This is a genomic window from Acinetobacter sp. ANC_7682 (assembly GCF_056779795.1).
This window is the reverse complement of record NZ_JBWYIQ010000007.1, coordinates 59,121-85,446: the sequence shown is the minus strand read 5'-3', so window position 1 is coordinate 85,446 and position 26,326 is coordinate 59,121. Positions and strand designations below refer to the sequence as shown.

General features: G+C 39.5%; 18 protein-coding genes. 9 read left to right on the top strand and 9 right to left on the bottom strand.

Annotated elements, in window-relative coordinates; all coding sequences use genetic code 11:
- Positions 1 to 60: 60 nt before the first annotated feature.
- Complete coding sequence (locus tag AC1M9D_RS04605) at positions 61 to 324, top strand: HP1242/YdcH family protein (protein ID WP_481611597.1); 264 nt, start codon at positions 61 to 63, stop codon at positions 322 to 324.
- 82 nt (positions 325 to 406) lie between these two features.
- Here the strand turns inward: AC1M9D_RS04605 and AC1M9D_RS04600 are convergent, their stop codons facing one another.
- The 3 genes from AC1M9D_RS04600 to rpsO all read right to left on the bottom strand — a co-directional run bounded on the left by AC1M9D_RS04600 (position 407) and on the right by rpsO (position 4,345).
- The gene (locus AC1M9D_RS04600) at positions 407 to 1,639 is read right to left on the bottom strand and encodes a magnesium transporter CorA family protein (RefSeq protein ID WP_481611596.1); all 1,233 of its coding nucleotides are present in this window, start codon (positions 1,637 to 1,639) and stop codon (positions 407 to 409) included.
- Between the two features lie 106 nt (positions 1,640 to 1,745).
- Entirely contained in the window at positions 1,746 to 3,833 is a 2,088-nt protein-coding gene (gene pnp / locus AC1M9D_RS04595; protein ID WP_481586814.1) for a polyribonucleotide nucleotidyltransferase, read from the bottom strand.
- A gap of 242 nt (positions 3,834 to 4,075) precedes the next feature.
- On the bottom strand, positions 4,076 to 4,345 hold the full coding sequence (gene rpsO / locus AC1M9D_RS04590; protein WP_035264047.1) for a 30S ribosomal protein S15: 270 nt from the start codon (positions 4,343 to 4,345) through the stop codon (positions 4,076 to 4,078).
- A gap of 249 nt (positions 4,346 to 4,594) precedes the next feature.
- On the opposite strand from rpsO, the gene AC1M9D_RS04585 reads away from it, so the two are divergent.
- Positions 4,595 to 5,890 carry a serine hydrolase domain-containing protein gene (locus tag AC1M9D_RS04585; RefSeq protein ID WP_092767411.1) on the top strand — a complete coding sequence of 432 codons (1,296 nt, stop codon included), beginning with the start codon at positions 4,595 to 4,597 and terminating at the stop codon, positions 5,888 to 5,890.
- Positions 5,891 to 5,954: 64 nt separating this feature from the next.
- Here AC1M9D_RS04585 and AC1M9D_RS04580 read toward each other — a convergent pair whose 3' ends face one another.
- The 5 genes from AC1M9D_RS04580 to AC1M9D_RS04560 all read right to left on the bottom strand — a co-directional run bounded on the left by AC1M9D_RS04580 (position 5,955) and on the right by AC1M9D_RS04560 (position 17,594).
- Positions 5,955 to 7,415, bottom strand: coding sequence for a S8 family peptidase (locus AC1M9D_RS04580; protein WP_481611595.1), 1,461 nt, complete (start codon positions 7,413 to 7,415; stop codon positions 5,955 to 5,957).
- A gap of 43 nt (positions 7,416 to 7,458) precedes the next feature.
- The gene (locus AC1M9D_RS04575; RefSeq protein ID WP_481611594.1) at positions 7,459 to 7,746 is read right to left on the bottom strand and encodes a hypothetical protein; all 288 of its coding nucleotides are present in this window, start codon (positions 7,744 to 7,746) and stop codon (positions 7,459 to 7,461) included.
- Between the two features lie 606 nt (positions 7,747 to 8,352).
- On the bottom strand, positions 8,353 to 10,122 hold the full coding sequence (gene recD, locus AC1M9D_RS04570) for an exodeoxyribonuclease V subunit alpha (RefSeq protein ID WP_481611593.1): 1,770 nt from the start codon (positions 10,120 to 10,122) through the stop codon (positions 8,353 to 8,355).
- 105 nt (positions 10,123 to 10,227) lie between these two features.
- On the bottom strand, positions 10,228 to 13,929 hold the full coding sequence (locus AC1M9D_RS04565) for a UvrD-helicase domain-containing protein (RefSeq protein ID WP_481611592.1): 3,702 nt from the start codon (positions 13,927 to 13,929) through the stop codon (positions 10,228 to 10,230).
- Positions 13,926 to 17,594 carry an exodeoxyribonuclease V subunit gamma gene (locus AC1M9D_RS04560; RefSeq protein WP_481611591.1) on the bottom strand — a complete coding sequence of 1,223 codons (3,669 nt, stop codon included), beginning with the start codon at positions 17,592 to 17,594 and terminating at the stop codon, positions 13,926 to 13,928. The genes AC1M9D_RS04565 and AC1M9D_RS04560 overlap by 4 nt, the downstream gene beginning before the upstream one ends.
- Positions 17,595 to 17,781: 187 nt before the next feature.
- Here AC1M9D_RS04560 and AC1M9D_RS04555 point away from each other — a divergent pair, with 187 nt between their 5' ends.
- Complete coding sequence (locus AC1M9D_RS04555) at positions 17,782 to 18,294, top strand: hypothetical protein (protein ID WP_092767239.1); 513 nt, start codon at positions 17,782 to 17,784, stop codon at positions 18,292 to 18,294.
- A 65-nt stretch (positions 18,295 to 18,359) separates the two neighbouring features.
- Here AC1M9D_RS04555 and pap read toward each other — a convergent pair whose 3' ends face one another.
- Positions 18,360 to 19,814 (bottom strand): polyphosphate:AMP phosphotransferase, encoded by a 1,455-nt coding sequence (pap, locus tag AC1M9D_RS04550; protein WP_481611590.1) that lies wholly within the window; start codon positions 19,812 to 19,814, stop codon positions 18,360 to 18,362.
- A gap of 195 nt (positions 19,815 to 20,009) precedes the next feature.
- Between pap and AC1M9D_RS04545 the strand changes: the two genes are divergently transcribed.
- From AC1M9D_RS04545 to hisIE, 6 genes are all read left to right on the top strand, one after another.
- Positions 20,010 to 20,720 carry a DUF8198 family protein gene (locus AC1M9D_RS04545; protein ID WP_092767243.1) on the top strand — a complete coding sequence of 237 codons (711 nt, stop codon included), beginning with the start codon at positions 20,010 to 20,012 and terminating at the stop codon, positions 20,718 to 20,720.
- 224 nt (positions 20,721 to 20,944) lie between these two features.
- Positions 20,945 to 21,889: a bifunctional demethylmenaquinone methyltransferase/2-methoxy-6-polyprenyl-1,4-benzoquinol methylase UbiE gene (gene ubiE / locus AC1M9D_RS04540; protein ID WP_035264034.1), complete on the top strand. Its 945-nt coding sequence runs from the start codon at positions 20,945 to 20,947 to the stop codon at positions 21,887 to 21,889.
- Positions 21,890 to 21,908: 19 nt separating this feature from the next.
- Entirely contained in the window at positions 21,909 to 22,565 is a 657-nt protein-coding gene (locus AC1M9D_RS04535) for a ubiquinone biosynthesis accessory factor UbiJ (RefSeq protein WP_092767245.1), read from the top strand.
- Positions 22,566 to 22,584: 19 nt separating this feature from the next.
- Entirely contained in the window at positions 22,585 to 24,204 is a 1,620-nt protein-coding gene (locus AC1M9D_RS04530; protein ID WP_092767247.1) for an ABC1 kinase family protein, read from the top strand.
- Between the two features lie 58 nt (positions 24,205 to 24,262).
- On the top strand, positions 24,263 to 25,348 hold the full coding sequence (locus AC1M9D_RS04525; RefSeq protein ID WP_092767249.1) for a patatin-like phospholipase family protein: 1,086 nt from the start codon (positions 24,263 to 24,265) through the stop codon (positions 25,346 to 25,348).
- 91 nt (positions 25,349 to 25,439) lie between these two features.
- On the top strand, positions 25,440 to 26,222 hold the full coding sequence (gene hisIE, locus AC1M9D_RS04520; protein ID WP_092767251.1) for a bifunctional phosphoribosyl-AMP cyclohydrolase/phosphoribosyl-ATP diphosphatase HisIE: 783 nt from the start codon (positions 25,440 to 25,442) through the stop codon (positions 26,220 to 26,222).
- Positions 26,223 to 26,326: the final 104 nt, after the last annotated feature.

Genomic DNA, 26,326 nt, shown 5'->3' with positions numbered 1-26,326 from the left:
TGCATGTACTGTTACATGCATTTATTTTTTATTGATTAGAATGAAAGGATTAAACCATCAATGAAAGTTAAAGAATGCAATAAAAAGCTGAAAAACCTTTTCCCTGAGTTCCGTGAACTTATTCAGCCTTTAAGAGAAGAAAACCCTCACTTCGCTAAAATTTTCGAGGAGCATGAAATGCTAGATCATGAAATTACGCATTTGGAACTAAATCCAGTTAATGTAATTAATGATGATATTGAGTTTCTAAAGCGAAAAAAACTTAAATTAAAAGATGAAATGTATCGTTTGCTCAAACAAGCGCAGACGAACCTTACCCAGTAATTTCAATTTAATATTATAAAATAACGGTGAATCTGGCACTTATCATTCTGACTTAAAGCATAAGTGCCTTATATGACGTTGACTATTTTAATCGAGTCCAACTTCCCATTTCTCGGAGCGTACCTTTCAATGTTTTTTGAATCGGTTCATACTCCAAAAATGCAAACAAACCGAGTTGTTGCTGCTGGTTTTGTTGAGCCAACAATTCCATCACACTTTTTTCACCGCGCCCGACCATTTGTCTACGATAAAAATACCAAATTAACAAAAGTGTTGTCACACACATGGCTGTGAGCATATACCAAAAGCCATGCGGTGAGTTTAATCCTGGAATAAATTCAAAATTCATTCCGTAAATACCTGTAAGAAGAGTCAGTGGTGCAAATACAGCGGTGATAATTGCTAAAATTCTCATATTTTCATTGGTTTGATTGGCCACTGCTGAAAAGTGCAAATCAATGGCGGCTTGTACTGCATGGTTTAACCGAACACTGTGCTTTTGTATTCTTTCAATATGGCTAATTAAATCATCCATTCGGACGAGCATTAAATTTTGCTTCTCTGCCTTACGTTTAGCTTTAATATGATGATAATTTTCGACAATTTCATCTCTTAATTCTTGTAGGCATTCAACCTGTTCTTCACACAAATTTTCAACTTGTTGAAAAGCCGTGATCTCTTGCAGCAGTTGATTCCATCGATTAAATTTTTGATTTCCTTGTAATAGTTCTTTTTGCCAAAATTCCACACGTTTGGTCAGTGGCGCACGTAAACCTAAATAGCCATCCACCATTATATTCAGTAATCTAAGCACAATATCTACAGGGCTCTGGGCTAGTTTTCGTGGAATATTCTGTTGCTCTATAGGTCGTGTTTGAATCGCCTGCACTCTTTCAAGATATGTTTCAAATGCACGATTACCTTGTTCATGCACTGTGATTAAAACATTTGATGTCATGACAAAACTTACTGGCGTTGTAACAATGCCCGCAGTTTGTTGCTCAGCTGAATGACCATTCTGAATTTGTATGTGGTCATCTGGGATGATTAATTTTTTAAAGATCAACAAATCATAATCATCTAATGCATCAAATACGCAAGGATGCTCAAGGTTTTGAATATCTTTAAGATGAAATTCGTTCAACAGAATTCCAGTGTTCTCAAAAATATATCGTTGCCACGTCTCTGTATTTTGAGTCAATTCGTGGCGTTCAAAACTCAACCATATAAATTCTGCATCAACATCAGTCGATAATGCTTCACTCAGATAAATATACCCGTCATCTTGATGATAATAATAATTAAACTTTTGCATTTTAGTTATTTTTAAATGAGAACATTTTGATCATGCCATAAAAAAAGCCTTGTGTAGCACTCGTTTAAACGAAGCACCACACAAGGCTTAGAATTAGCTTAAATGATTAAGCTTGTTCAATGTCTTTCATTGTAAGTTTGATACGACCACGGTTATCAACATCCGCAACTTGTACCTTAACTTCTTGACCTTCAGTAAGAACGTCTGTCACATTCGCAATACGCTCGTTCGAGATTTGTGAAATGTGAAGCAAGCCATCAGTACCAGGAAGGATATTGACGAACGCACCAAATTCAACGATACGAATGACTTTACCTGTGTAAATTGTACCTGGTTCAATTTCTGCTGTAAGCGCTTGGATTTTCGCTACTGCAGCCATTGCCGCTGCTTTAGTTTCACCAAATACACGTACTGTACCGTTATCTTCGATATCGATCGCTGCTTTGGTTTCTTCAGTGATTTGACGAATAGTTGCGCCGCCTTTACCAATCACGTCACGGATCTTATCAGGATTGATGCTGATCACTTGGAATGTTGGTGCGTGCATTGAGATTTCAGGACGAGCACGTGAAATCACTTGATTCATCTCATTCAAGATATGCATACGACCTGCATACGCTTGATTCAATGCAACTTCCATGATCTCTTCAGTAATACCTTCGATCTTGATGTCCATTTGAAGTGCAGTAATACCGTTTGCAGAACCTGCTACTTTAAAGTCCATGTCGCCAAGGTGATCTTCGTCGCCTAGAATGTCTGAAAGAACTGCGAAACGTTCACCTTCTTTCACTAGACCCATTGCAATACCTGCAACTGGCGCTTTAAGTGGAACACCTGCATCCATAAGTGATAAAGAAGCACCACACACAGACGCCATTGAAGACGAACCATTCGATTCAGTGATGTCAGATACGATACGAATCACGTACGGGAAGCGATCAGCTGGTGGAAGAACTGCTTGAACACCACGACGTGCCAAACGACCATGACCAATTTCACGACGTTTAGGACCAGATTCACGACCAGTTTCACCTACAGAGTATGCAGGGAAGTTGTAGTGAAGCATGAAGTTATCAGTCTTCGTACCTGCAAGGGTATCCACCATTAATGCATCACGCGTGTTACCCAAAGTTGTTGTTACAAGTGCTTGAGTTTCACCACGTGTAAACAATGCAGAACCATGAGCGCGATCTAATACGCCCACTTGTACGTCGATTGCACGAACAGTTTTAGTATCACGTCCATCAATACGTGGCTTACCAGACAAGATGTTGTCACGTACTGTACGGTATTTAAGGTCTTCAAATAATTCGTTCACTTCATCAGCAAGACCAGTTTCGTCATTTTCTGGAACGAATTGAGCAATCGCTTCAGCATGAAGTGCATCAAGTGCTGCATAACGGTCTTGCTTAACCGCAATCGTATACGCTTCAGAGATTTTCGCTTCAAAAGCTGCTTTCAATTGACTACGAAGGTCTTCGTTTTTCGCTGGAGCAACCCAGTCAGATTCCTTCGCGCCAGCAGCTGCAGCAAATTCTTTGATCGCTTGAATTGCAATTTGCATTTCGTCATGACCGAACAATACAGCACCAAGCATTTGGTCTTCAGAAAGTTCTTTCGCTTCTGATTCAACCATAAGTACAGCAGCTTCAGTACCTGCAACAACAAGATCAAGATCAGATTGAGCAAGTTGTTCATGACTTGGGTTAAGAACGTATTCACCGTTAATTAAACCAACGCGTGCAGCACCAATTGGACCACGGAAAGGTGTACCTGCAATTGCGAGTGCAGCAGAAGTACCTAACATTGCAGCAATATCAGCTTCCATAGTTTTGTCAGATGATACAACTGTTGCAGTCACTTGAATTTCGTTGTAATAACCTTCTGGGAACAACGGACGAATTGGGCGGTCGATCAAACGTGAAATTAAAGTTTCAGCTTCAGATGCACGGCCTTCACGCTTACCATAACCACCTGGGATACGACCTGCAGCATATTGTTTTTCTTGGTAGTTAACAGTCAATGGGAAAAAGTCTTGACCTGCTTTCGCAGTCGGTTGAGCAACAACAGCAACCAATACAGTCACACCACCCATGGTAATCACAACAGTATTTGCTTGACGCGCCACACGGCCTGTTTCAAGCACAACTTGGTGCTGACCGAATTGGAATTCTTTACGAATAATATTAAACATCGACATGTTCTATTTTTTCCTGATTTTATTCTAGTGGAGACCCCTAAGGTTTGGCATTCACAACACAGGTTTTAAATGACAAAGCTTAGAAGCCGACCTCACTAGAAACACTATTTTTAAACACAAAGAAGGAGCGAAACTATTCGCCCCTTCCCCATGATCTAGTCGAAACTAGATCGCCTTTAGTTTTCAGCAATACAGCATTCAACATGCAATAATCCGAAAATAAAGTTTAAATCGAATTAACGACGTAAACCTAAAGCAGCAATCAAATCGCTGTAACGAGTAGCATCTTTACCTTTAAGGTAGTCAAGAAGCTTACGACGTTGGTTAACCATACGGATAAGACCGCGACGGCTATGGTGGTCGTGTTTGTGCTCTTTGAAGTGACCTTGTAAGTCATTGATTTGAGCAGATAAAAGAGCTACTTGAACTTCTGGTGAACCAGTGTCGTTTTCAGCGCGAGCAAATTTAGCAATGATCTCTGCGCGATCTGCGTTTGTTAAAGCCATTCGATTTCTCCGAGATGCTTATTTAAAAGTATTTGATACAAATCAACGACGCTCTTCAAAGCGGAATTGACTGCCGTGCATCACTACAGCAGCGTGCTATTTTAAAGGAACCCCCCTCAAAAAGCAAAATTATCCGCTCAATAACTTCTGGCAGAAACAATCATCAATTCATGTCGTTAAAGATACTGACTTTTGTTTTTTGGCAGGGCAAACTTGCCTGTTATAAAAACAATGAAACATGGAATGAACGTGAAATTACTCTCTACAAATACGTGCATAGCACCAAAAGACTTAACTACGATCACTCGTCATAAAGACGAAGTTGCGCCAGAACTTGGGGGAATGACGCAACAGCAAATTGATAAAATTTGGCACAGTGTTGAAGCACTTTATCGTACTGGCAATCATCCAATGATCAGTATGTGTTTACGTCGCAAGGGTCAGATATTAATTAATCGCAGTATTGGTTACACAGAACTTGGTCCAAACTATCAAACAGACCCTTCTAAAGTTGCGACACCAGAAACACCGGTCTGTATGTTTTCTGCCTCTAAAATCGTTAATGCCATGTTAGTGCATTTGTTAGATCAACAAGGGAAAATTAACTTACTTGATCCAGTGAGTCGCTATATTCCAGAGTTTGGCGTTAACGGTAAACGACGCGCCACCATATTTCATTTGTTGTCACACCGCGGCGGTATTCCTAAAATTGAAACTGAGGTCACTCCAGAGCTTTTATTTGATCGTCAAGGGATCCTGGAGCATCTTTATGCAGCAAAACCGATTGCACCCGTAGGCTCGCAACTCTCTTATCATGCTGTAACTGCTGGATATATTTTAGGAGAATTGGTTGAACGTGTAACAGGACAAGATATTCGTGATTACTTGCACGAACATATTGAAAAACCAATGAATTTACCTTTCTTCAACTATGGTTTAAAACCAGAACTACGTCATTTAGTTGCAAAAAATTATCCAACTGGGATTCACCCTGTTTTGGGGACTGACCTATATCTCAATCGTGTATTAGGCGGAGGACTGCAACTGGCAGTGGATGTCACCAATGATCCCCGTTTTATGGATACCGTCTGTCCTGCAGGAAATATTTACACCAGTGCTGAACAAGCCAATCGTTTTTTTGAAATGTTACTCAATGGTGGTCGTTATCAAGACCAGCAAATTATCAATTCAGAAACGGTCTTCAGAGCAACACTCCCTACATCCAATACAACAATAGACCGTAACCTTTTAGCACCTATGCGTTATGCACTTGGTCCGATGTTAGGTAGTAATCCAATCGGTGTATTTGGCCCAAATACTGGACAAGCTTTTGGTCATTTAGGTTTCTCGAATATTTTATGTTGGGCAGACCCTCAACGGGATATCAGTGTATCGTTCTTAAATACAGGGAAATCTGTGTTAGGCACACATTTAGCCGCTTTAGCAAAAGTGCTATATCAAATATCCAACCAATGCCCAAGTATTCCTAAGGAAAAAAGACGCGCGTTATTTGGAACTGATCAATCTGAAACTGAACGTGTTTAATATCAATGTAAAAAAGGCATCATTTAGATGCCTTTTTTTAAATTTTTCATCTATTAGCTATTAATTAACCACTACAGATTGTCACAAATAAGAAAGTACGACAGTTACGTTGTGGTGCTGGAGTTGGTGTTGGCGTAGGAGTTGGCGTCACTACAGGTGGCTCAACAAGAGGGGGTTGTGGTGCTGGAGTAGATGGAGCACCATTTAACGCAGCAATTAAATTCAAACGAGGTGTTCGAATTGAGTTACGATGATCCGTAACCAAAGTTCCCGTAGACGTCATACGTGCAACAATTTGATCCAGTGATTCATTCGGGAAAGCATTATTCGCACGTAACACAGCAACAGCACCTGCAATGTGAGGTGCAGCCATTGAAGTACCATCCATTGTATATCCGCCAGCGGTAATACGTGAACCAGGCGCCAATAAAGTTAAATTACGACTAGAGTTACTGAAACACGTTACTTTGTCGCTATAAGTTGCACTGTCAGAGCAATTGCTAAATGAAATCGAACCTACGTTAGCATCATAAACTGCCCCTACACTGACTGCACCCGCAGTACATGCTGGATAGGATATACCACTCAGATGTCTATCATTGCCAGATGCAACGACTGGTAACACACCCAAGCGTCTTAAGTTTTCAAAAGATTGTGCAAGTGCAGACGATGTACAGGTAGATGAGTTACTTCTCCCATTACCTATACTTAAGTTTACTGATTTAATATTTTTGCTTTGAGCATGGTTCGCTACCCAGTTCAAGGCACCGATCATGTCATAATCGGATGCGCCACCACCAGTTCTAGCTGTACTGCCGGTGAACACATCAAGCATCACAATTTTTGCATCTGGTGCAACTTTAGAAGCAATTGCTGTAACGTTAGTTCCATGTCCATTAGCATCTAATGTATAGTCTTCTCGAGCAATTTCAATAGCATCCGTAACTTTGCAAGTTGATGATGGTACACCTGGCGCTGTACAGTTACCAAAGTCTGAATGACGGTAATTAACACCTGTATCTAAGATGGCAATCGTTGTCCCTGCGCCAGTATAGCCTTGCGCAGCCGCAGGCACTTGACCAATTAATGGTAGACTTTGAGATGCTGTCGTATAAGAAATATTATTTGGATAAATTGCTTTTACATTCGGGTCATTCAATAAGCTTACGAGCGTGTCACGCTTTTGAACGCGATGAAAACTATATGGTAAGGCATTATAATCGCGTAGTAATTGAATACCACCTAAACGCTTAAAGTTCGATTGAATCGATTGCTTCTTTTGAGCAATGTGTTCACGAAGTTGAGCGCGATTATTTTCTAAATGATTAGTGTCAATATGATATTCAACGATTAGATCATTTGAACTGTTGTTCAATAACGCCGACAGATTAATACCACCTTTCGACACTTTTTGTTTTGCCTGATTGTTCAATTTAGCGTTAGCTGCTACAGGACTCATCTGAGCCATGGCAGTACCGACCATCAAAACACTCAAACATGCGCTTAATGATAAAGTTTTAAACATAATTGTTCTCCGTTGTTATGTTTTTAGTGCGCAGGGTAAAAAATTACACTTGATTGGCTGGATCAGTTTCTGGATCAATAGGCTTAATCGAAAAATCGCTCTTCGGGTCCACTAAATCTGGAGAATCAGTAACAGGCATCTTCTCAGACTCGTTTAAATCTTCGACTTGATCTTCATTAAGGGCTATTGGCGTTTGCTGTCCACGCTCAGAAGCAGATAGAGAATCAATCTGAGCGACTGAGGAAGTGTTTTGATCTGCAGGCTTAAAACATTTATACAACCCAAACAGAACAACACTCACCAAAATGATTAAAATTATGAATTTTTTCATGGTTTTTTTGTAAAGTGATAATTTTTACGCACTTTAATAGAATCATTAAGTCAAAACAAGTATAAAGATGCCTAAAAAATAAGATTGAGATAAACGGTTAAAAAAGGCCCTATGACAAGTCATAGGGCCTTTTTTGCGCTGTAGATTCTTATATTTTAGTTATGATTCTGTTATTTATATTTTTATTGTAAGTGCTGCACACACATTTATTATTAATACGGTCCTTGTTCTTAAGGTTTCATTTCCTTATATGACTATATTGCCAGATTCATTATGCAACACAAGTCGCAGTTTTCTGATCTTTATGTAAGAAATTGCGTACATTATGTAATCAATTTAATCTCATATGTATATAAAAAAGCCCTGTAGTCTCTCCCAAAACTACAAGGCTTAGCGGCTGTAAGTTTCCTCTTTTATCACTTACATCATTGTAAGTTCGCAGTCTCTCGACTATAAATTATTGTAATTATGCGATATTGCTCAACTTTCCGTGTTGAACCTTTTATGCAAGCAATCATCGCAAAAAATTGTACGAAGCTCTATGCGCCAATTTCTCGAATCCTTGTAAGATATTTCCTACAAAGGTTTTCTATTTTCAACCAATCGTTAAATATTAGATATAAATAAAGTGTTTAATTTATTCAATAAACCTGTTTTTCTTATTGTTTTAACGTTTATTGCTTCAAATAAAGCATCAGTATCCACCAATAAACTGACTGCTTTTTTTGCCCTCGTAATCGCGGTATACAATAATTCTTGGCTCAATAGACGTGATGCAAACTCATCTAACACAACTGCAGTGTGTTTAAATTCAGAACCTTGCGACTTATGAATGCTCAGCGCATAACAGGTTTGCATTGACTTTGGTAAACGTGATGCTGGAAACCATTGGTCAAGACTTGGAAAATATACTTCAAATTGATCAGCAAACTGGCGATGTCTGAGACATATCCCAATATCACCATTAGAAAGCCCGAGTTGATAATCGTTATATGTCATCATGACAGGGCGACCAATATACCAAAGGTCGTGTCGTGATATCCGCATGTGCTGAAATAGCTCCCTCTCAATTTCATCATTCAAACGATTCAATCCCAAATGTCCATGTCTCACTGCAGCTAAGATCCTATAATCATCAAATTTTTGGATAATTTCAGCCACATCCTGCTGCTGATATCCATTTCTGACATAAAGGTTGAGTGCTTTAAAGTAATCCGTAAACCCCGAGCTTAATTTAAGGTAATAGGCTTTTAAATCTTGATCTGAATATTCTTTATTCAAATACTCTAGTTGAACAAGATCCTCTTGAAGCTCAGCTAAATTAATCTGTTGGATTTCAGATGCTCTACAAATCTCCTTCTCAAATTTAGCCAATACCTCAACTTTCGAGCTTTGTGGTGAGCATTCATGTGACTGGATGAACCTTGCCAAATCACCGATTTTTGCACCTGCTTTGAATCTTCGACTGGTCACTAAATTGACGTGATGGTCTTTAAGCGCTTTTACTTGTTGTAAATCCGCCAATACCATCCCCACATCAACCGAGGCCAACTGCTGTGCATCCCCTAACAAGATCAAACGACATTGGTCTGGAATCGCTTCAAAAAGCATCGTTGCGAGATTGAGATCGAGCATTGAGGCTTCATCAATCACCACCACATCATAGGGTAATGGCTTTTTCAGACTGTATTTAGGTTGAGCGCTATGCCCTAAACCCAGAAGACGATGAATCGTTAACGTATTTTGCTGCTTTAAGTGGGCAATATCCAAACCCATATTTAGCATTGCATCGTCATTTAATGAGTTTTGCAATGCTTCTTTCATTCGCTGTGCAGCTTTCCCTGTCGGTGCAGCCATTGCGATTCTTAACTGATGATTCGACTCATTTAATACAGCAATAATACGCGCTAGAGTATACGTTTTCCCTGTACCCGGACCACCCGTAATCATACTCAGCGCTTGCATTGATACTATTTCCAAGGCTTGCTTTTGAAATGGATCGGTTAATAATTTTTCATATTTTGTGCAATCTACAGGCACTATCGTTTGCTGCTTTAAACGATAAACTTGTCGAGCTAAACGCTGCTCTAATTGCCAATAGCGATATAAATACAAATAATTCCGATCATAAACAAAAGGCGCGACCTGCTGTTCTGCAAGCTCTGCGCTCACGAGTAACCTACTTAGATCTTGGATAACCTCCCCTTTCAAATCAATACAACTATCGCCGACAGTAGATGCCATCAGAACTTGTTCAATGGTGTTAATGGATTGTTCATTTAAATCATCTGATGAAAGATACTGATTTAGGATATATTCAGCCCAAGTTGTTACCCATTGAGGAACATCAACTTTTTCATTCTGATTAATTTCCACACAGTTATCCTCATAGTTATCTACACATTTATCATCAATATTATCCACAAGATAAATTAATGATTAATAATAAATTCATTTAAATATTCATACTATTTCGCTGTTTTAATCCTCAGCAAAATAGCCCAATATTGCATCTAATCTTAGAATAAATTCTGAACTAGGACGCCAATAATTAAATCCATATTGGTCAGTGCCATTCATCCCACGTAAATATAAATAACTGGCACCACCAAGATCTCGATCGATGTTGTAGTCATCAATATGAATACTTAAATAGCGATGTAATGCCACCAAATATAGGGCTGCTTGTAGCCAATAACTTGCATGCGTCATGCTCAGCTGAATAGCTTGAGCTGAATAGTCTTCCACATGATTTCCGAGATAATTACTCTTATAGTCGGCAATGTGATAGCGCTTCCCATCATAATAAACCAAGTCAATTGAACCATTGAGGTAACGTGCTGAATTTGCTGCATTGAATTCGGGCATATCAAGCCCAAACTCTAAAAATAATTGCTGAATACGCTGAATACCAAATATTCGGTCTGCTAAAGCCAAATAGAATGGAAATTCAGCCAAATGTGCTTCAGGTACTAATTGCTTGAGTTGAAATTCAGGTTGAATCGGTGTCTCTAAAACCTCTGCTAACCATTCAGCCGTCATTTCTAACAGATGTTGCTCGGCATCATGATGTTGAGGAAAATCTGATTGAAATTTAGCGAATAATTGCTCCCATAAACCTGAATAGGCATTTTTAAAACGGCGGCGAATTTCTAATGTCCAATCTCGGCGATCTTGAAAATCGATATGTTCAAAAATTTCATGTAGGAAATTTCCAGCTAATGTTCCCATCGGAAAATGAGCACGAATCCAACTCAAAGGTTGTTGATGATCCAAATCCTCAAATTGATATGGAGTCACGAGCGTCACAGTATTGACCTCATCACTCGCATGATGTTCGATCATATCTTGAGCCGCCATACGATCTTTAATTTGTTGATGACTCAAATGTTGTGCGAGATAACTAAAACTGGTTTTGGCTCTAGGATAAAAATGAACTTGAGGATATTTCTGCGCAATCATTTGAACAGCATGATGTTCTTTTTTAGCGATTATTTTCTCAGGGCATTGCTCTAAACATGGCTCATCCAAACTGAAAGCATGCTGAAATTGGTGCGCACCATGACCACGCCAATACGCCAAACCATAAATAGATTGCCCTTTTTGATCACTCATCATTGAATAAACGCGGTGTTGTGCTCGAGTTAAGGCCACATACCATAATCGTCGATGCTCTGCCAAAGCACGTTGGTCATGTTGCTCAACCTCTAATGGTTCCAATAATTCTTCACGCTTTAACGCCACGACACGTTGTGCGACAGACTTTCCAGTTCCATAATCCTGCACTTCACGAATTGAAAAGTTAAGTTCGCTTCGATCTGACAGTTTACGATCTGCGCCAAGCAAGAATACAATCTTAAACTCCAATCCTTTAGATTGGTGAATAGTTAAAAGGTGAACGCCCGCTTGATTACTCAATTGTCTTTCAATTTCCCACTCTCTTTCCAGCGGATTTGAAAGCTGTCGCATATACCAATGATAAAGGGTATGCATACCTCTTAACTCATCACTGTTCTGGCTCAACAACTCTGAAATGTGTCGCAGATTGACCACTTCGCGTTCATTGTCATAGCTGAATTGCTCAACCAAGTTTGTCCAAACTTTGAATTCTGTGAGGAAACTTTGCCATGCTGTTAAAAAGCCTTGGCCCATCCATATTTCACGAATTTCTTCAAATTTCGTGATAAATAAACTTAAGCCATCTGCTTGAATTTGAAGTTGCAAAAAGCGATGTAAATTAAAACCCATCAATCGTGTAAGTAAAGCTCTCTTTAATTTAGCTTCATCAAATGGATTCATGATGGCTGTCAAAATTGCACCAACATCTCGAGCAATTCCACTTTTGAAGACACTTTTTCGTGAAGGTCGATTTACAGGAATGCCTAACATCAATAAGTGATGATGAACTTTTTCTAAATCAGGATTGTTACGAGACAAAACAGCAATATCATCTGCCTGAAGTTCAATACGTTGCCCCTGTTTTTCGAAATATAGCTGACTTTGGGCAGCCTGATTGAGCAAATCCCGTATCTTCCAAGCAACCTGCTCTAACTCGTGTTCCTTATCATTTACTTGAACCCAACGAAGCGGAGCATAATTTTCTAAACTGGATTGGATCAATACTGGATGCGGTCGAGTACCTGCTGTAACAGGCGTATATTCAACTTGTTCACCAAAATCCATTTGTTGTTGAAACAATGCATCGACGACTTCGACCAATGGTTTCACTGAGCGATGATTATGCACAAGTTGGTAAAAACGCCCTGCTTTAGTTTCAACATCTTGATATGCTTTCAGGAATGTGAGCATGTCTCCACCGCGGAAACCGTAGATCGCTTGCTTACGGTCTCCCACCATAATCATACAACCCTGCTTCACGCGACTTGGATGTCTCCAAATCTGCGCCAACATATCATCTTGATCTTGGTTGGTATCCTGAAACTCATCCACTAAAATAAGTGGGTAACGCGCGTGAACGTACTTTGCAAACTCCTGACCTTGTGCTCCTTGCAATGCTTCGGCCAAAGTTCGAATTTGCTGTGAAAATGTGGTTTCTGATTTTTGCTGTAGCAATTCTGGCAGACGTTGTTTTACTTGCTGCGCTAAATAATATTGTAAATAACTCTCCAAATGCTCGAGTTGTTGGTTGAGCTTGTCAAACTGTTTAAAAAACTCAGCAAGTTCAACAATAATAGGATGTTGCTCAAATGCCGCCAAAACATCGACGGGACATTTATTGAGAACTTTTTTTCTCAATTCATTCAACTGACTAAGATGAGTGCTGAGATGCGACGCAAAAATGACTTCAACGCCTTGGGATTTAACTTGATCAAGGAATTCAGGCAACAACTGCGTGAGTGTAATTTTTAATTTATCTTGATCGCGCCACTTCTTTGCGACTACAGCATAATACTGCCCTTCAGGATCATAAAAGTCTGTTAATGAATCTAGCGTTTCAAGCTCGATCTGTATGAAGCGCTCTGCATGAGTTCTGAAAGCGTCTACATCTATGGTCGGCGCTGGCACTGCTTTGAAATAAGCAGAGGAAAAATTCAAACTCGTTTCAATTAAATCGATATAAGCATCTTGTGACTTAATTTTTTTCTTAAGCAGCAAATAATCTACAGTTGATTGAGGCTGCTGTTGAATCCATGCCCGTAATTCATCATGAATTAACTGAACCGTATATTGTTTTGCATCATTGGTGATTTGCATTCGTTCAATTTTACCGCTCTCAAATGCAAATTCACGAAGAAGCTTTTGGCTAAAGCTATCCAAGGTCCCAACAAAGAGCTCTTCAAGCTGATCTATTACCAGTTTTAAACGTGCACACGCATGTGCAATCAAGCCAGAAAATTGATTTAAAATCACTTGATATAAAATATCTGATTCTAATTTTGCACGCGCTTGAACTTGATCTTGAGTTAACTCACGACATGACTCTAAAAGTCCGAGCACCTCGATTAAACGTGCACGGATTCGACTTTTCAATTCAGCCGCTGCTTTGCGTGTAAATGTCGTCGCAATAATCTGCTTTGGTAAATACTCTTCTAATAAAATTCTGACCATGAGGCTGGAGAGCGTATACGTTTTTCCAGTCCCCGCAGAAGCCTCAATCCAATGCAATCCAGTGAAATGCATATCCACAATTGGCTGATATGAGACTATAGGCTTTTGACTCATATTTCAGCCTCCGATTGATACATATATATCGGCTGATATAAGACATAAGCAAACTGATCACACGCTTGTTTTAATAGGTGCTCAGCATCTAAATCCTGTAAAATATACTGCCAATCTCGGTGCAAATGACTTTCTTCACTGTCATTTAAACTATAACTCAGAAAAGCATCGCTTTTATTCCACTCATTTAATAGCTTATCGAAGTTATTTAACTGCTGATGACCCTCTTCATCAGTGACCCATTCTAATGCTTTTCCATCTACCGCAAGTTTCATCAGCAATGCTGCAGGTAAAACGAGAGGCTCTATCTGAGCTTGTTTATATGCATGAATCCATTGGGAAAGCATATCCTGAGCTTGTTTCGTCGTCAGGCCAGTACACATGATGGTTTTATCGCTAAAGATTTGGATGCGCTGCATTTCAGTTGCAAGGTGATCTGGTAAGTCTCGATAACTTAACCAAAGTAAGTATTCTAACCACACATGTGCTCGTCGTTGTGCGCGTGCACTGGATGTTGAAACACTCACCCAACTCGTCTCATCCCCTTGAGGAACGGTCACTTGAAGATGTATATCATCTATTGCTATGACGCGCTGAGTGATTTTGGTCGGTTCATCAACATAGCACTTTTGTCTTTTTAATAACTGTTGATGCTCTAATAGACTCATTTTCAAACTGACTTCTTGTAATTTGCCGACAGGAAGCTGGTCACTGAGTAATTCAGTCTGAAGCTTCGAAACATTTGGCTGCTGTTGTAAAAAGTCACGAATAGAGTATCGCGCCAATCCATCTAATAACAACGGCTCATTCACCTCAGGTAAATCCTGATCCTTTAAATTAGATACGCCTAAGGTTTTTAAATAAAGACGCGCAGGAAAACAGATATCTTTGATCCATTGTTCAGCATCCAAGACCATGATGTCCTGATTCAATTCAAGCGTGGTATTAATCCAAGCCTCTCTATGACCACGTTGATCCTGACGACTGAGGTTAGAAGCCACGGCATACCATTCATCTTCATAGCGCTGATGCTGTTGCTGAAAACCATCAGGATCAAAGGGTTGCAAAGGATGTACCGTGTAGAGTGTGCTCAAATTCTGATGAACTTGAATGCCATCAATATCAATGAGAGGATTCGAGGAAGATTGATCTGATGTTTTTATGATCCACGCGAGATGTTGGAGTAATTCCTGAACACTACTCGATGGATCTCGTACTTCACCATCGGCTACATCAAAACCATTATAGAATAGCCAGAGATTATCTTTGGCCAACAACAAAGCATCTAAAAAAGCACCTTGATCATCGTCTAAACGTGATCGATCACCAATCATGGGCTTGAGTAAATCCATTAAATCAAAAGGTAAATGACTCTCCCGATTTGGAAACTTCCCCCCATCTAAATTCATCATGACAATTAACTTATACGGTATTGGCCGAATCAAACCAATTTGACTAAATGTAATTTGTCCAGTTGGCAATGCATAATCAAGTTGCGATTCAAGGGTGCTTTGGATTTCAGTCAGAATATAGCTCAAGGGCAAACGTATGTTTTTAAGAATGGCTTGATCATGTTCTTCATAGAAATTTGCCAGCGTTAGCATTCTTATTTGCTTTTGAATAATCTCTTTAATCATCTCTAACGAGCTTACACCAGCGCTTTCAAACTCATTAACTTCTAAAATTAAACGATTGAGCCAAAATTCAACATGCTCTGACGTCTCTTGATCATTTTCGATTTCAATCGTCGTGAGCCAATCTCGACGCTCTACAAAGTGCTTATATATTTCAATGAGCGTGGCAATTAAGTGAAAATCACCCGAGTCCACTACATGAGAACTTAAGGTCTCCTGAAACATCGCATGAACTGGAACAGCCACACCCAGCGCCAAACGATCTAAGGCATACTTAAAACTGAACCGATAGTCTTGATCATACTCCGCCAATGTTTTTTGCAGATGTTGCTCATCCAAACCTCGTCGAAATCCCGCTTGTCTCAACAACGATAAGATGCGCTCAGTCCCGTTAATGTCTAAGCAATATCTCACCTGGGTCGCTGCTAAGTTCAACCAATCAGCAAAATCATCAATGGTAAATCGACTTTGTATCAGTTCAATTCGCCCTAACACTGAACGCCATGCCAATACTGTATCTAACTGCGTGATACCAGCTAGCTTTACTGGCAGATAAACACCTGTTGCAGTATTTTTTTGCGGAAACACACTCCGTATCAAAGGCTCAATTTGTTTCAGATCAGGCGCAAGAACTAAAATATCACTCGGACGGCGTGTTGCTTCTGCTGTTGACTGAGCAAGCCATCGGGTCAATTGATCTTTTAAGACTTCAAGCTGTCGTACAGCGGAATGACAAACATGAATGTGGATTGAATCGTCTGCTGGATCTAATACATAACTTTGAGCTTGAGGTTCAACCAAATGTAAAATATCTGATTGCAATTGACTCAGTAAATGCTGCGGTGCTTCATCCACAAAAGCATCTATCCATTGCCCCTCATCACCCGAGGAAAGGTTCGACAACAGAGAAAAGTGATCACGTGCCTGCTTTCCCATTCGTGTTAATAAGGGATGTCTGGACTCACGTGCCAGCCCATTAAAGCTCAGACTAAAATTCTCAAAAAACTGCTCAACTTCATTATCAGCTGGTTTTCTTTGATGCTTTTGCTGAAACTTTTCGATATATCGCTCTTTGAGCTTTAAGTCATATTGTTTTTTCCAATTCGGATCGACACTATCCGCCCAATATTCTTGTGAGGGATTGTAATGCAAAATCAACACATCAATGTACTGACCCAAACGGCGCAAAAACTGTAATTGACTTGGTGGTAAATCCAAGAGTGTAAAAACGATCAGTTGCTGTGGTAGTTTTTTGAGGGCTATTTTCTGTTGCTGTTCATCACGAAGTACAGCCCAAAAATCATGATCAATACTTTGCATTTCAACAAAGTCTTCATGAAAAATATTGAGCCATAACCAACGTTGCCAAGCCTCTAATTGTTGTGTCTGCGAAAATTTAAAACTGGAATCTTGACCATTTAAATATTGTAATTGTTGTTCAATATTGAGTGCTTCATTACGCCCCCATACCTGAATCCAATTTTCAGGACAACGACAATCATATTCACATGCTCGGCGACACTCTGCTCGATAAATCATGTAATTGCTGAACAATTTTGACACTTGATCAGACACCCAATACAACATGCTCATTTTTTTTCGATATTGTTCATTTGACTGTTCAATACGTGCTGCGCTGTCATAGATACGTGTGATTAATGGGAATAAAGGATGTTCAACCTCAAGCTGATTATGCGCACGCTGTATAAAAGGTTTGAGTGCTTGGAAAATACGCCACTTCATAATCAGACGTGGAATATTCGCTTTACGTACTTTATCTTTGTCACTCAAAATTTGCTGGTAGGCATACCATTGAAAGCCACGAATACGTTGATGGAAAAATGTATTTGCACTGATGCCTTGGTACTCAGATAACCGTTGGGTTAACCACTCTTGCATTGCCGCAGAAGGCACCACAAAATGTTGTTGCTGTAGGACTGCAAATGGGTTGTTCGTGGGACGCTTTTGAGTCGTGATGATGCCTTGTACCAAAACTTCAATGCGCTGACTTTGAATTACATGAATTCCCATAAGGTCCCTTTCACCATACAACGTACACGTTATGAAGTTGTGTGAACAAAATCATAAACATAAATTACTATACATCTTAATCTGACTATGTCACTTTTACTTTATGACTTTAATAAAACTTTCATCTCGCGCTATGTTCATCATGTGATGGATCGAGAACCATAGACTTTGATTAGGTGATAAATAAATGAAAATTGATAAAATTCCAGAAACAATCGACCCAAATTTAAATTTAGAACAAATTCGAGATGAATGTCTTGATCTCGTCAAAAAACGCTCTTATGTTTCAGCAGGTGTTGCTGTCATTCCTGTGCCCTTTTTAGATGTTGTGATTGACGTAGGTATGTTGTCAATTTTAATTCCAGAAATTAATGCTCGCTTTGGCTTAGCTCCTGAACAAATCAGCGTTTTTGATCCTCAAACCAAAAAAATCCATTGGAACGAACTACGCAAACGCGGTTTCGAGTTTTCTGGTCTAGTCGTGGCTCGTACTGCCGCTAAAGCTTCGCTGAACAATATGGCAGCCAAAGTGTTGACCAAGCAAGTGACTAAGTTTATTCCATTGGGCGGTTCAATTATTGCAGCTAGCTTGGGTTATATTGTCATGAAAAAAGTGGCTGAGGCTCATGTTGAAGAAAGCTATAAACTTGCCAAAAGCATTCAACAAAAACAACAAGCAAATGTTGTGAAATACGCTTAACAAATAAAATCCTTAGACGTATAAATAAAGCCCTTACAGGGCTTTATTTATATCTCTCACCAGTTCTAGGCGTCTACTTTTAATTGTTTCAAAATTGCCTTCAAAATCTCAAGGCGTGCAGTATATTTATCATTGGTAGCAATGATATACCACGGCGCATCTTCGGTATTGGTTCGATGGAGCATGTCTGCTGCAGCCAATAAATAATCATCCCAACGTTTGCGATTACGCCAATCTTCAGCCGTAATTTTAAAACGCTTATGCGGTGTTTCCTCTCGTGCTTTGAAACGATTGGCTTGCTCTTCTTGACTGATGGCCAACCAAAACTTAATGACTACTGTTTGCGTATCTACTAGATCTTTTTCAAAGCGATTAATCTCATCATATGCACGTTTCCACTCTACATCCGTTGCAAAACCTTCAACTCTTTCCACCAATACACGACCGTACCAAGAGCGATCGAAAATCGAGATTTTTTCATCTTCAAGCAGTTTATTCCAAAAACGCCAGAGATAAGGCCGCGCCAATTCATACTTTTCGGGCGCAGAAATATTATAAATTCCATATTCTCTTGGATCGAGCTTTTTCACAATACGCTTGATCGCACCACCTTTACCTGCAGCATCCATCCCCTCAAAAACGATCACCGTTTTTTGTCCTTCTGCGCGTAATGCTTCAGCGACCTTCTTGGTCAGTTTCTTGAGTTCAGCCTTATACTGATCTTTTTCAAGTGCTTCTTCATTGGGGGACGTTAAAATTTCTGGGATATCCGCTTGATGCCATTTTTGGCGCATTTTTTGAGGATGATTTGGCAAATCTTTCAGTCGCGCTAATACAACTTCTGCGAATTTCTGATCACGACATACTTCATCTTCACAATCGATAATGACCCAGTCTTGGGTAAATTTTTGACGCAATCGTTGTACATTTTCATATTGTTTTTTATTGCGCCAATCCAGCCCATGCAATTTATGACAACGCTGCTCCGAAGGTTCAATTTTATCTAAACGCTTCTGTAATGATTTCCACGATAAATCAAACCAAACTTTCACGACATCAACATGATTATTTTTTAAATCCTGCTCAAAACTTTGCATTTGCTGCAAATAATTTTCGAACATGGTTTCATCAAATGGTTTTGAAACATGTAAGGATGTGGCTAAGAGATCACTATACCAATTCCCAAACATAACGATCATTTGCCCTTCAGCAGGAATATAACGTGCATAAGGTTGCCAATATGGGATATTTGGCTGAATAAGATGAGGAGGGTCAGCTTTGACTTTCAAATATCGTGGATCGACCCATTCTCTTAATTGCTTAACCGATTCTCCTTTACCTGCTAACTCGATGCCACTTACCAACACCACTAAGCTTTTGGCATTTTTCTTACCGCGTGTATCTTTGAGTGCATATTGTGCTTCAATTAAGTCCAAATTGATCTGATCTGTATCAAATGTTTTGTTCTTATCTTCGGGTTGATCAGTATTTTTATCAGATTGTTGTTTTGGTTCAGACATAGCCCACTCAAAATTATTGTATTTTCGACAGTATACTCAAGGAACAGTATCAACTTAAATCTTCAGGTACAATTTATTGCAATTGTCTTTTCATCCATGACTGACCTGAAAGGTTTTATTTTAGATTTCAACAGTCATAGTCGAGCGCAATCCAACCTATTATGCTTTTTTCAGTCCTTTTAATTGAGCTAGAACATGTCCAAACTTGCTGCATTAGATCAACTTTTAGAACAATACAAACAACTCAATTATCATCAGGATCCGGCACTTAAACAAAGGTTAAATGGTGCTCAAAATTGGCTAAAACAGCGCATACTTCAAACACATGCTGAGTTATTCGCTGAAGATAAAAATAAGCTGATGGCTCAATATTTTATTAACCGTCTTTATGGTGGCCCAGAATTTGATGACCTAGCATTGCAAATCGAACGTTTACTAAAATACGCACACAAAGCTGAAAAAATCATTCCAGAAAATGCCATTAAAACCGGATTAAAGTCTGTAGGACTAGCGGTCTTGGCAATGCAATTGGATGAACAAGTTGCACAGTATTTACTCCAACATTATCCAAAAGACCAACCAATTACTGATGAAATGATGCGTGAAACTTTAGTGGCTTTAGATCAAGAGCAAGCGCGCCATGAACAACTCAATCTGTTGGATGAGCTCGGTCTAAGTCTGGACAAATACATGCGTTCATTCATCATGCACACAGCGTTTAAAATGTGTAAAGGTGCAGCAAGCAAATATAATTTTGAACTGATGTATGACTTTATTGGTGAAGGCTTTGTCGCTATGAAACCAATGAAATCGGCTGCGACCTTCATTCGGAATTTTACTGAAAAAGAGCGAATCATTGTGAATAATGTACACTCAGGGAAAGAAAATCCCTTCCAAATCGCTTAATTAAAATTCATCAGCCAAGATTCTGATCAGCCGAAAAAGCGTAAAAGCGTCTGGTCAGAATATCGAAAATAAAAGAACATCTTGTCATTTCATGGATGAAACTTCGCTTTAATTCTGTATATTATTCATATCAATTGCATAATCTAGACTGAAAAAAACTTAAGAATCTGTCATTATGCAGTTTAATTCAGATTTAATATTATTTGTGTTCAGGAGTGACTCGAATGTCTAATGAAAATCAACAGCCTCATGCTCAGGTTGAGCCGGCAAATAATAAAGACAACGTGAGTCCTTTTTTAACAGATCCATTACCAACTGGCGCACCTCAAGGTCAGCAACAATCGCTACAAGAGCAACTGACAGATACGCCAGTACATTCTTCAGTACCGAAATATAATTTGCCACGTGGTGCGAATACTGGAAACGTTGGACCAACGACACACTTCGGTTATAAAACCGTAAATTCTGAAGAGAAAGCGCAAAAAGTCGCTGAAGTTTTCCATTCAGTTGCCGCGAAATACGACATCATGAATGACTTAATGTCATTTGGTATTCATCGTTTGTGGAAACGTTTTGCCATTAATATGTCTGGCGTTCGCCGTGGGCAACGCGTTTTAGATATCGCTGGTGGTACTGGTGATTTAGCGAAAGTATTTAGCCGTGAAGTTGGTCCTACTGGGCATGTTGTATTATCTGATATTAATGAATCCATGCTGAATGTAGGTCGCGACCGTCTGATCGACGCGGGTTGTACCAACGTTGATTTTGTACTGGCGAATGCTGAAACCCTCGAGCCTTTCGAAGATAACAGTTTTGATTTACTCACCATCAGTTTTGGTCTGCGCAATGTAACAGACAAAGATGCTGCGCTTGCAGCAATGTATCGTGTACTTAAACCAGGTGGTCGCTTACTTGTATTAGAGTTTTCAAAACCAGTGTTTGAGCCTTTCTCAAAACTCTATGATTTGTACTCATTCACTGCTTTACCAATCATGGGTAAAATTGTGGCAAATGATGCTGAAAGCTATAAATATCTTGCTGAATCAATTCGTATGCACCCAGACCAACGCACATTGAAAAGCATGATGGAAAATGCGGGCTTCCAAAACTGCGATTATCACAATTTAACAGGTGGTATTGTTGCAGTTCACCGTGGTTTTAAACTCTAACCGCAGGTAGCACTTCGTCATGTGGTCAATCTTAGCACTGGGTGCAGTTGAAAAAACCATACATCATTGGATTAATTTGGATGCGATTACTCGTATCCAATTTAACCAATTACAAGGGAAAATGCTTCGTGTTGTGATTGATACACCACAACTTTCTGTTGATGTGTTTTTTGATGAAAATAAAATTCGTTTAGAACCAACAATAACAGGTCATAGCACTCAACCCTCTATTTTCGAACAGCGGCCTTGGGAGCAAGCTCACACGATTACTGAAGCAGATTCCACATTGCATGTTAATAATGTGGTCGACCTGTGCAAACTATTTCTAGCAGATGACATTGGCAATATTCCCGTTCAAGGTGACTATCGCCTTCTGCAAGACATTCAAAAAATTATACAAAATGCTGAGCCAGATCTCGCTTCACAGTTAAGTGATTGGATCGGACCTAATCTTGCAAGTCAAATCGGCAAGGTTCAATTAGCACCACAACATTTAATTAAGTCACTTCAATCTCATCTTTTTTTTGCGGAAGACTTTTTAAAAGAAGATACCGGACTATTCGCACCACGTTGGCAAATGGACGATCTTCTCCATGGAACTCGCCAGCTTAATCAAGATATTGATCGACTAGAAGCAAAAATTCAGCTTTTAAAATCAAAATTTAACCCTTCGTAGATTTCAGGTAATTGCATATATGATTCCGCACATTAGACGTTTAATCGAACTTTGGCGTATAGCTGCGCACTATAGACTCGACACGTTGGTTCCTGCGGAAGATATTCCTGCAAAGGTTCGCCCCCTGCTGAATCTTATACGTTTGCATCCTGCTGCACTTTCTAGTCGAGAACGTAAAAATCCTTTAAAGCTTAAAGAAGCTTTAGAAGAAATGGGGCCACTCGCAATTAAATTAGGGCAGCTCCTCTCTACGCGTCGCGATCTAATTCCACCAGAAATATTACAACAATTGGTGTTATTACAAGATCGTGTTAAACCTTTCGATTTTGGAGTGGCTAAGCAAAGAATTCAAGATTCGCTTAAAGCAGATGTTTCCACATTATTTACGCGCTTCGATGATAAGCCGCTAGCTGCTGCTTCAATTGCTCAAGTACATACCGCTGCTCTTCACGATGGTCGTGAAGTTGTCGTGAAAGTAACTCGCCCGAATATACGTGCTCAAATTATTCAAGATTTTGAAATTTTAGAATGGCTTGGTCACTATTTAGAAAAAAGGCTAGAAGCTGCCCGTGCTTTACATCTATCAGAAATTATTCAAGATTATCGTCAAATCATTTTAAATGAACTCGACTTGACTCTTGAAGCCGAAAATACACGACGTATGCGCCATTATTTTACTGGCTCAAGTATGATGTATGTGCCTGAAGTGTATATGGATAGTCTGGATGTGATGGTGGCAGAGCGCATCACCGGTGTGCCTATCTCAGATACTGCGACCTTTGATCGTTTAGGAATGAACCGTGCAGACTTAGCAGAAAAAGGCTTAACAATCTTCTTTACTCAAGTGTTTCGCGATAATTTTTTCCATGCAGATATGCATCCGGGTAATGTTTTCGTAGAAACGATTAATCCGCAAAATCCAAGATTTATTGCGCTCGATTGCGCCATCATGGGCGAGCTTTCCAAGCATGATCAAATGACGATAGCACGTATGTTGCTGGCAGTCATGAACAGTGATTTCATGCAATTGATTCAGATTGTGCATCAAGCAGGTTGGATTCCACCAGGCACGGATCAAGATGCTTTAGCACGTGAAATGCGTCGTACAGTAGGACCTATGGTTTCGAAACCGATGCATGAGTTAGATTTCGCAGGCATATTGATCCAAGTGATGGACATCGCTCGACGTTTTCATTTAGAAATTCCACCGCAACTGATGTTATTGCTTAAAACCTTAGTACATGTTGAAGGCTTAGGTACAGACCTTTATCCTGAATTAGATATTTGGAAGTTAGCAAAACCAATTCTAACGGATTGGGTTAAAGCCCAAATGAACCCTCAAAAAAATATTAAAGAATTAGGACAAAAAATTCCCGACTTATTATTAGGTGCTCAGGATTTACCAACTTTACTGATTGACAGTCTTAACGGTTTAAAAAATCAGTCTGCATGGCATGCTAAACAATTGAATGAACTTCAAACGCTGCGCTTACAAATGGAGCATCAGCAAAAGCGTAGTTGGATTTTCGGAAGTGTAATCGCAATTCTGCTCTCAATTGCTGTGATCGCACCATGGTTTATCTCCATGATTTTAATTGTATTGGCATCCTTTATTGCCATTTGGCGTATGGTGAAATAAGTTCACTATCTCATATCAAAACTTACTACTTCAATAGGTTTTAGTCGCTGAATTGCTTATGACACATATCCTCAAAAACACTCAACCTTGCTTGAATATTCATGTAGGTTATAAAGCAAAAAAGATCATTCAAGAACAAGGTCTACAAGCCAGTGCGGTTGATTTTGTTCCTGGAGCAGCAGGTGGTCCCAAAGGTATTGGAATTCAAGGATTGGACCAAGCTGTTTTTGGTGAGTTCTTTGCTCAAGCACCCAAAAAACGGACTTTAATTGGCTCATCCATTGGGAGTTGGCGTTTTGCAAGTATTGCAGCGCATGGTGCACAAGCAGGCACATCCAAATTAGCAGACTTATATACCCATCTTGAATTTCGACCTAAGATGAATATTATTGAAGTTGGAGACGTCTGTCGCGGCATGCTTAAAGCCCTCCTTCAAGGTAAAACCAATCAAATTATTGATCATCCCGACTACCATCTGGCTATTTTGGCAGTAAAGTCATCGAAAAAATTTCAAAGTGATCACCCTCTTATGCTTGCCCGTGCAGTCGCTGGCATTATCGGTCTCAATACTTTTTCGAGAGCTAAAATTGGGCACTTCATGCAACGTACAATTGCCCAACCACACAACGCTTCACGACTTTCACTCATCAAAAATGAATTCGAACACCTTGATTATGCGTTGACTGAAAAAAATTTAGAAGATTGGTTAATGGCATCTGCATCCATTCCATTTGTGATGCCGGCGGTCAGAAATATCGAAGGTGCAGATGTCGCTGCTTATCGTGATGGCGGGCTAATCGATTATCATATTGATCTACCTTTACCGAGTCATGGGATTGTCCTATACCCTCATTTTACAGATCAAATAACACCGGGTTGGTTCGATAAGTTCCTCAAAAAACGTAGATCTAATGCTGAATATCAAGCACGAACCGTATTGATTGCACCCTCTGAGTCTTATTTAAGATCACTTCCTTTAGGACGTCTTCCTGATCGCAAAGATTTCACACTGAAAGGGCTTGATCAAAAAAAACGAATCGAGCTTTGGAAACAGTCTGTAGCTGAAAGTCAACGCTTAGGGGATGCATTCTTAGAAATGATCCATAAGCAAAACTTTGAAGAATATATGCAAGATCTTAAATAAATTAATTTCTACTCTCCCCTACAAAGATTTATTCGCTTAAACTAATGACCTACAATTTTGTAGTGTCTCATTTAATTCTGGTGAAATCCTTATGAACAATACGCAATGGCTCGATGAAGTAAAATTTAACGAACAAGGTTTAATCCCTGCCATTGCTCAGCATCATCAAACAGGTCGAGTGTTGATGGTGGCTTGGATGAATCGTGAGTCTTTGGCACTTACAGCAGAAAAAAATCAAGCTGTTTACTACTCTCGTTCACGCAGCAAATTGTGGCATAAAGGCGAAGAATCAGGTCACTTCCAAACTGTGCATGAAATTCGTTTAGATTGTGATGCTGATGTGATCGTTCTTCAAATTGAGCAACATGGTGGCATTGCTTGCCATACGGGACGTGAATCATGTTTTTATCGCCGCTTAACATCAAACGGTTGGGAAATTGTAGACGCTCAATTGAAAGATCCGAACCAAATTTATGGCGAAAAGTCTGAGAATGCGCATAGTAAAGTGATGAATGCATCAACAGCTCAAGCTGAGCAAGTCGATGTATTACATTATCTTGGTCAAATGATGGCAGAACGTAAATCTGCAGATCCTGACTCTTCTTATGTGGCAAAGCTTTATCATAAAGGTCTCAATAAAATATTAGAAAAAATTGGTGAAGAAAGTTTTGAAACGGTAATTGCTGCTAAAGATTTCAAACAAGAAGCGACGCTGGATCACCAAAATGATTTAATTTATGAAGTTGCTGATGTTTGGTTCCATACCATAGTCATGCTGGGTTACTTCGATCTTGATATTCAACTCGTTTTAAATGAGCTTGCACGACGTCAGGGTCTATCAGGACTTGTTGAAAAAGCGAATCGCACGCATTAATTTACTCTTATAAAGCCATGTTCAAACATGGCTTTTTTATTTAATTCGGCTTTTTAAGTCGCCGAAGACTCCCCATCCAAAAAGAAGAAGATTGAACTCTCCCC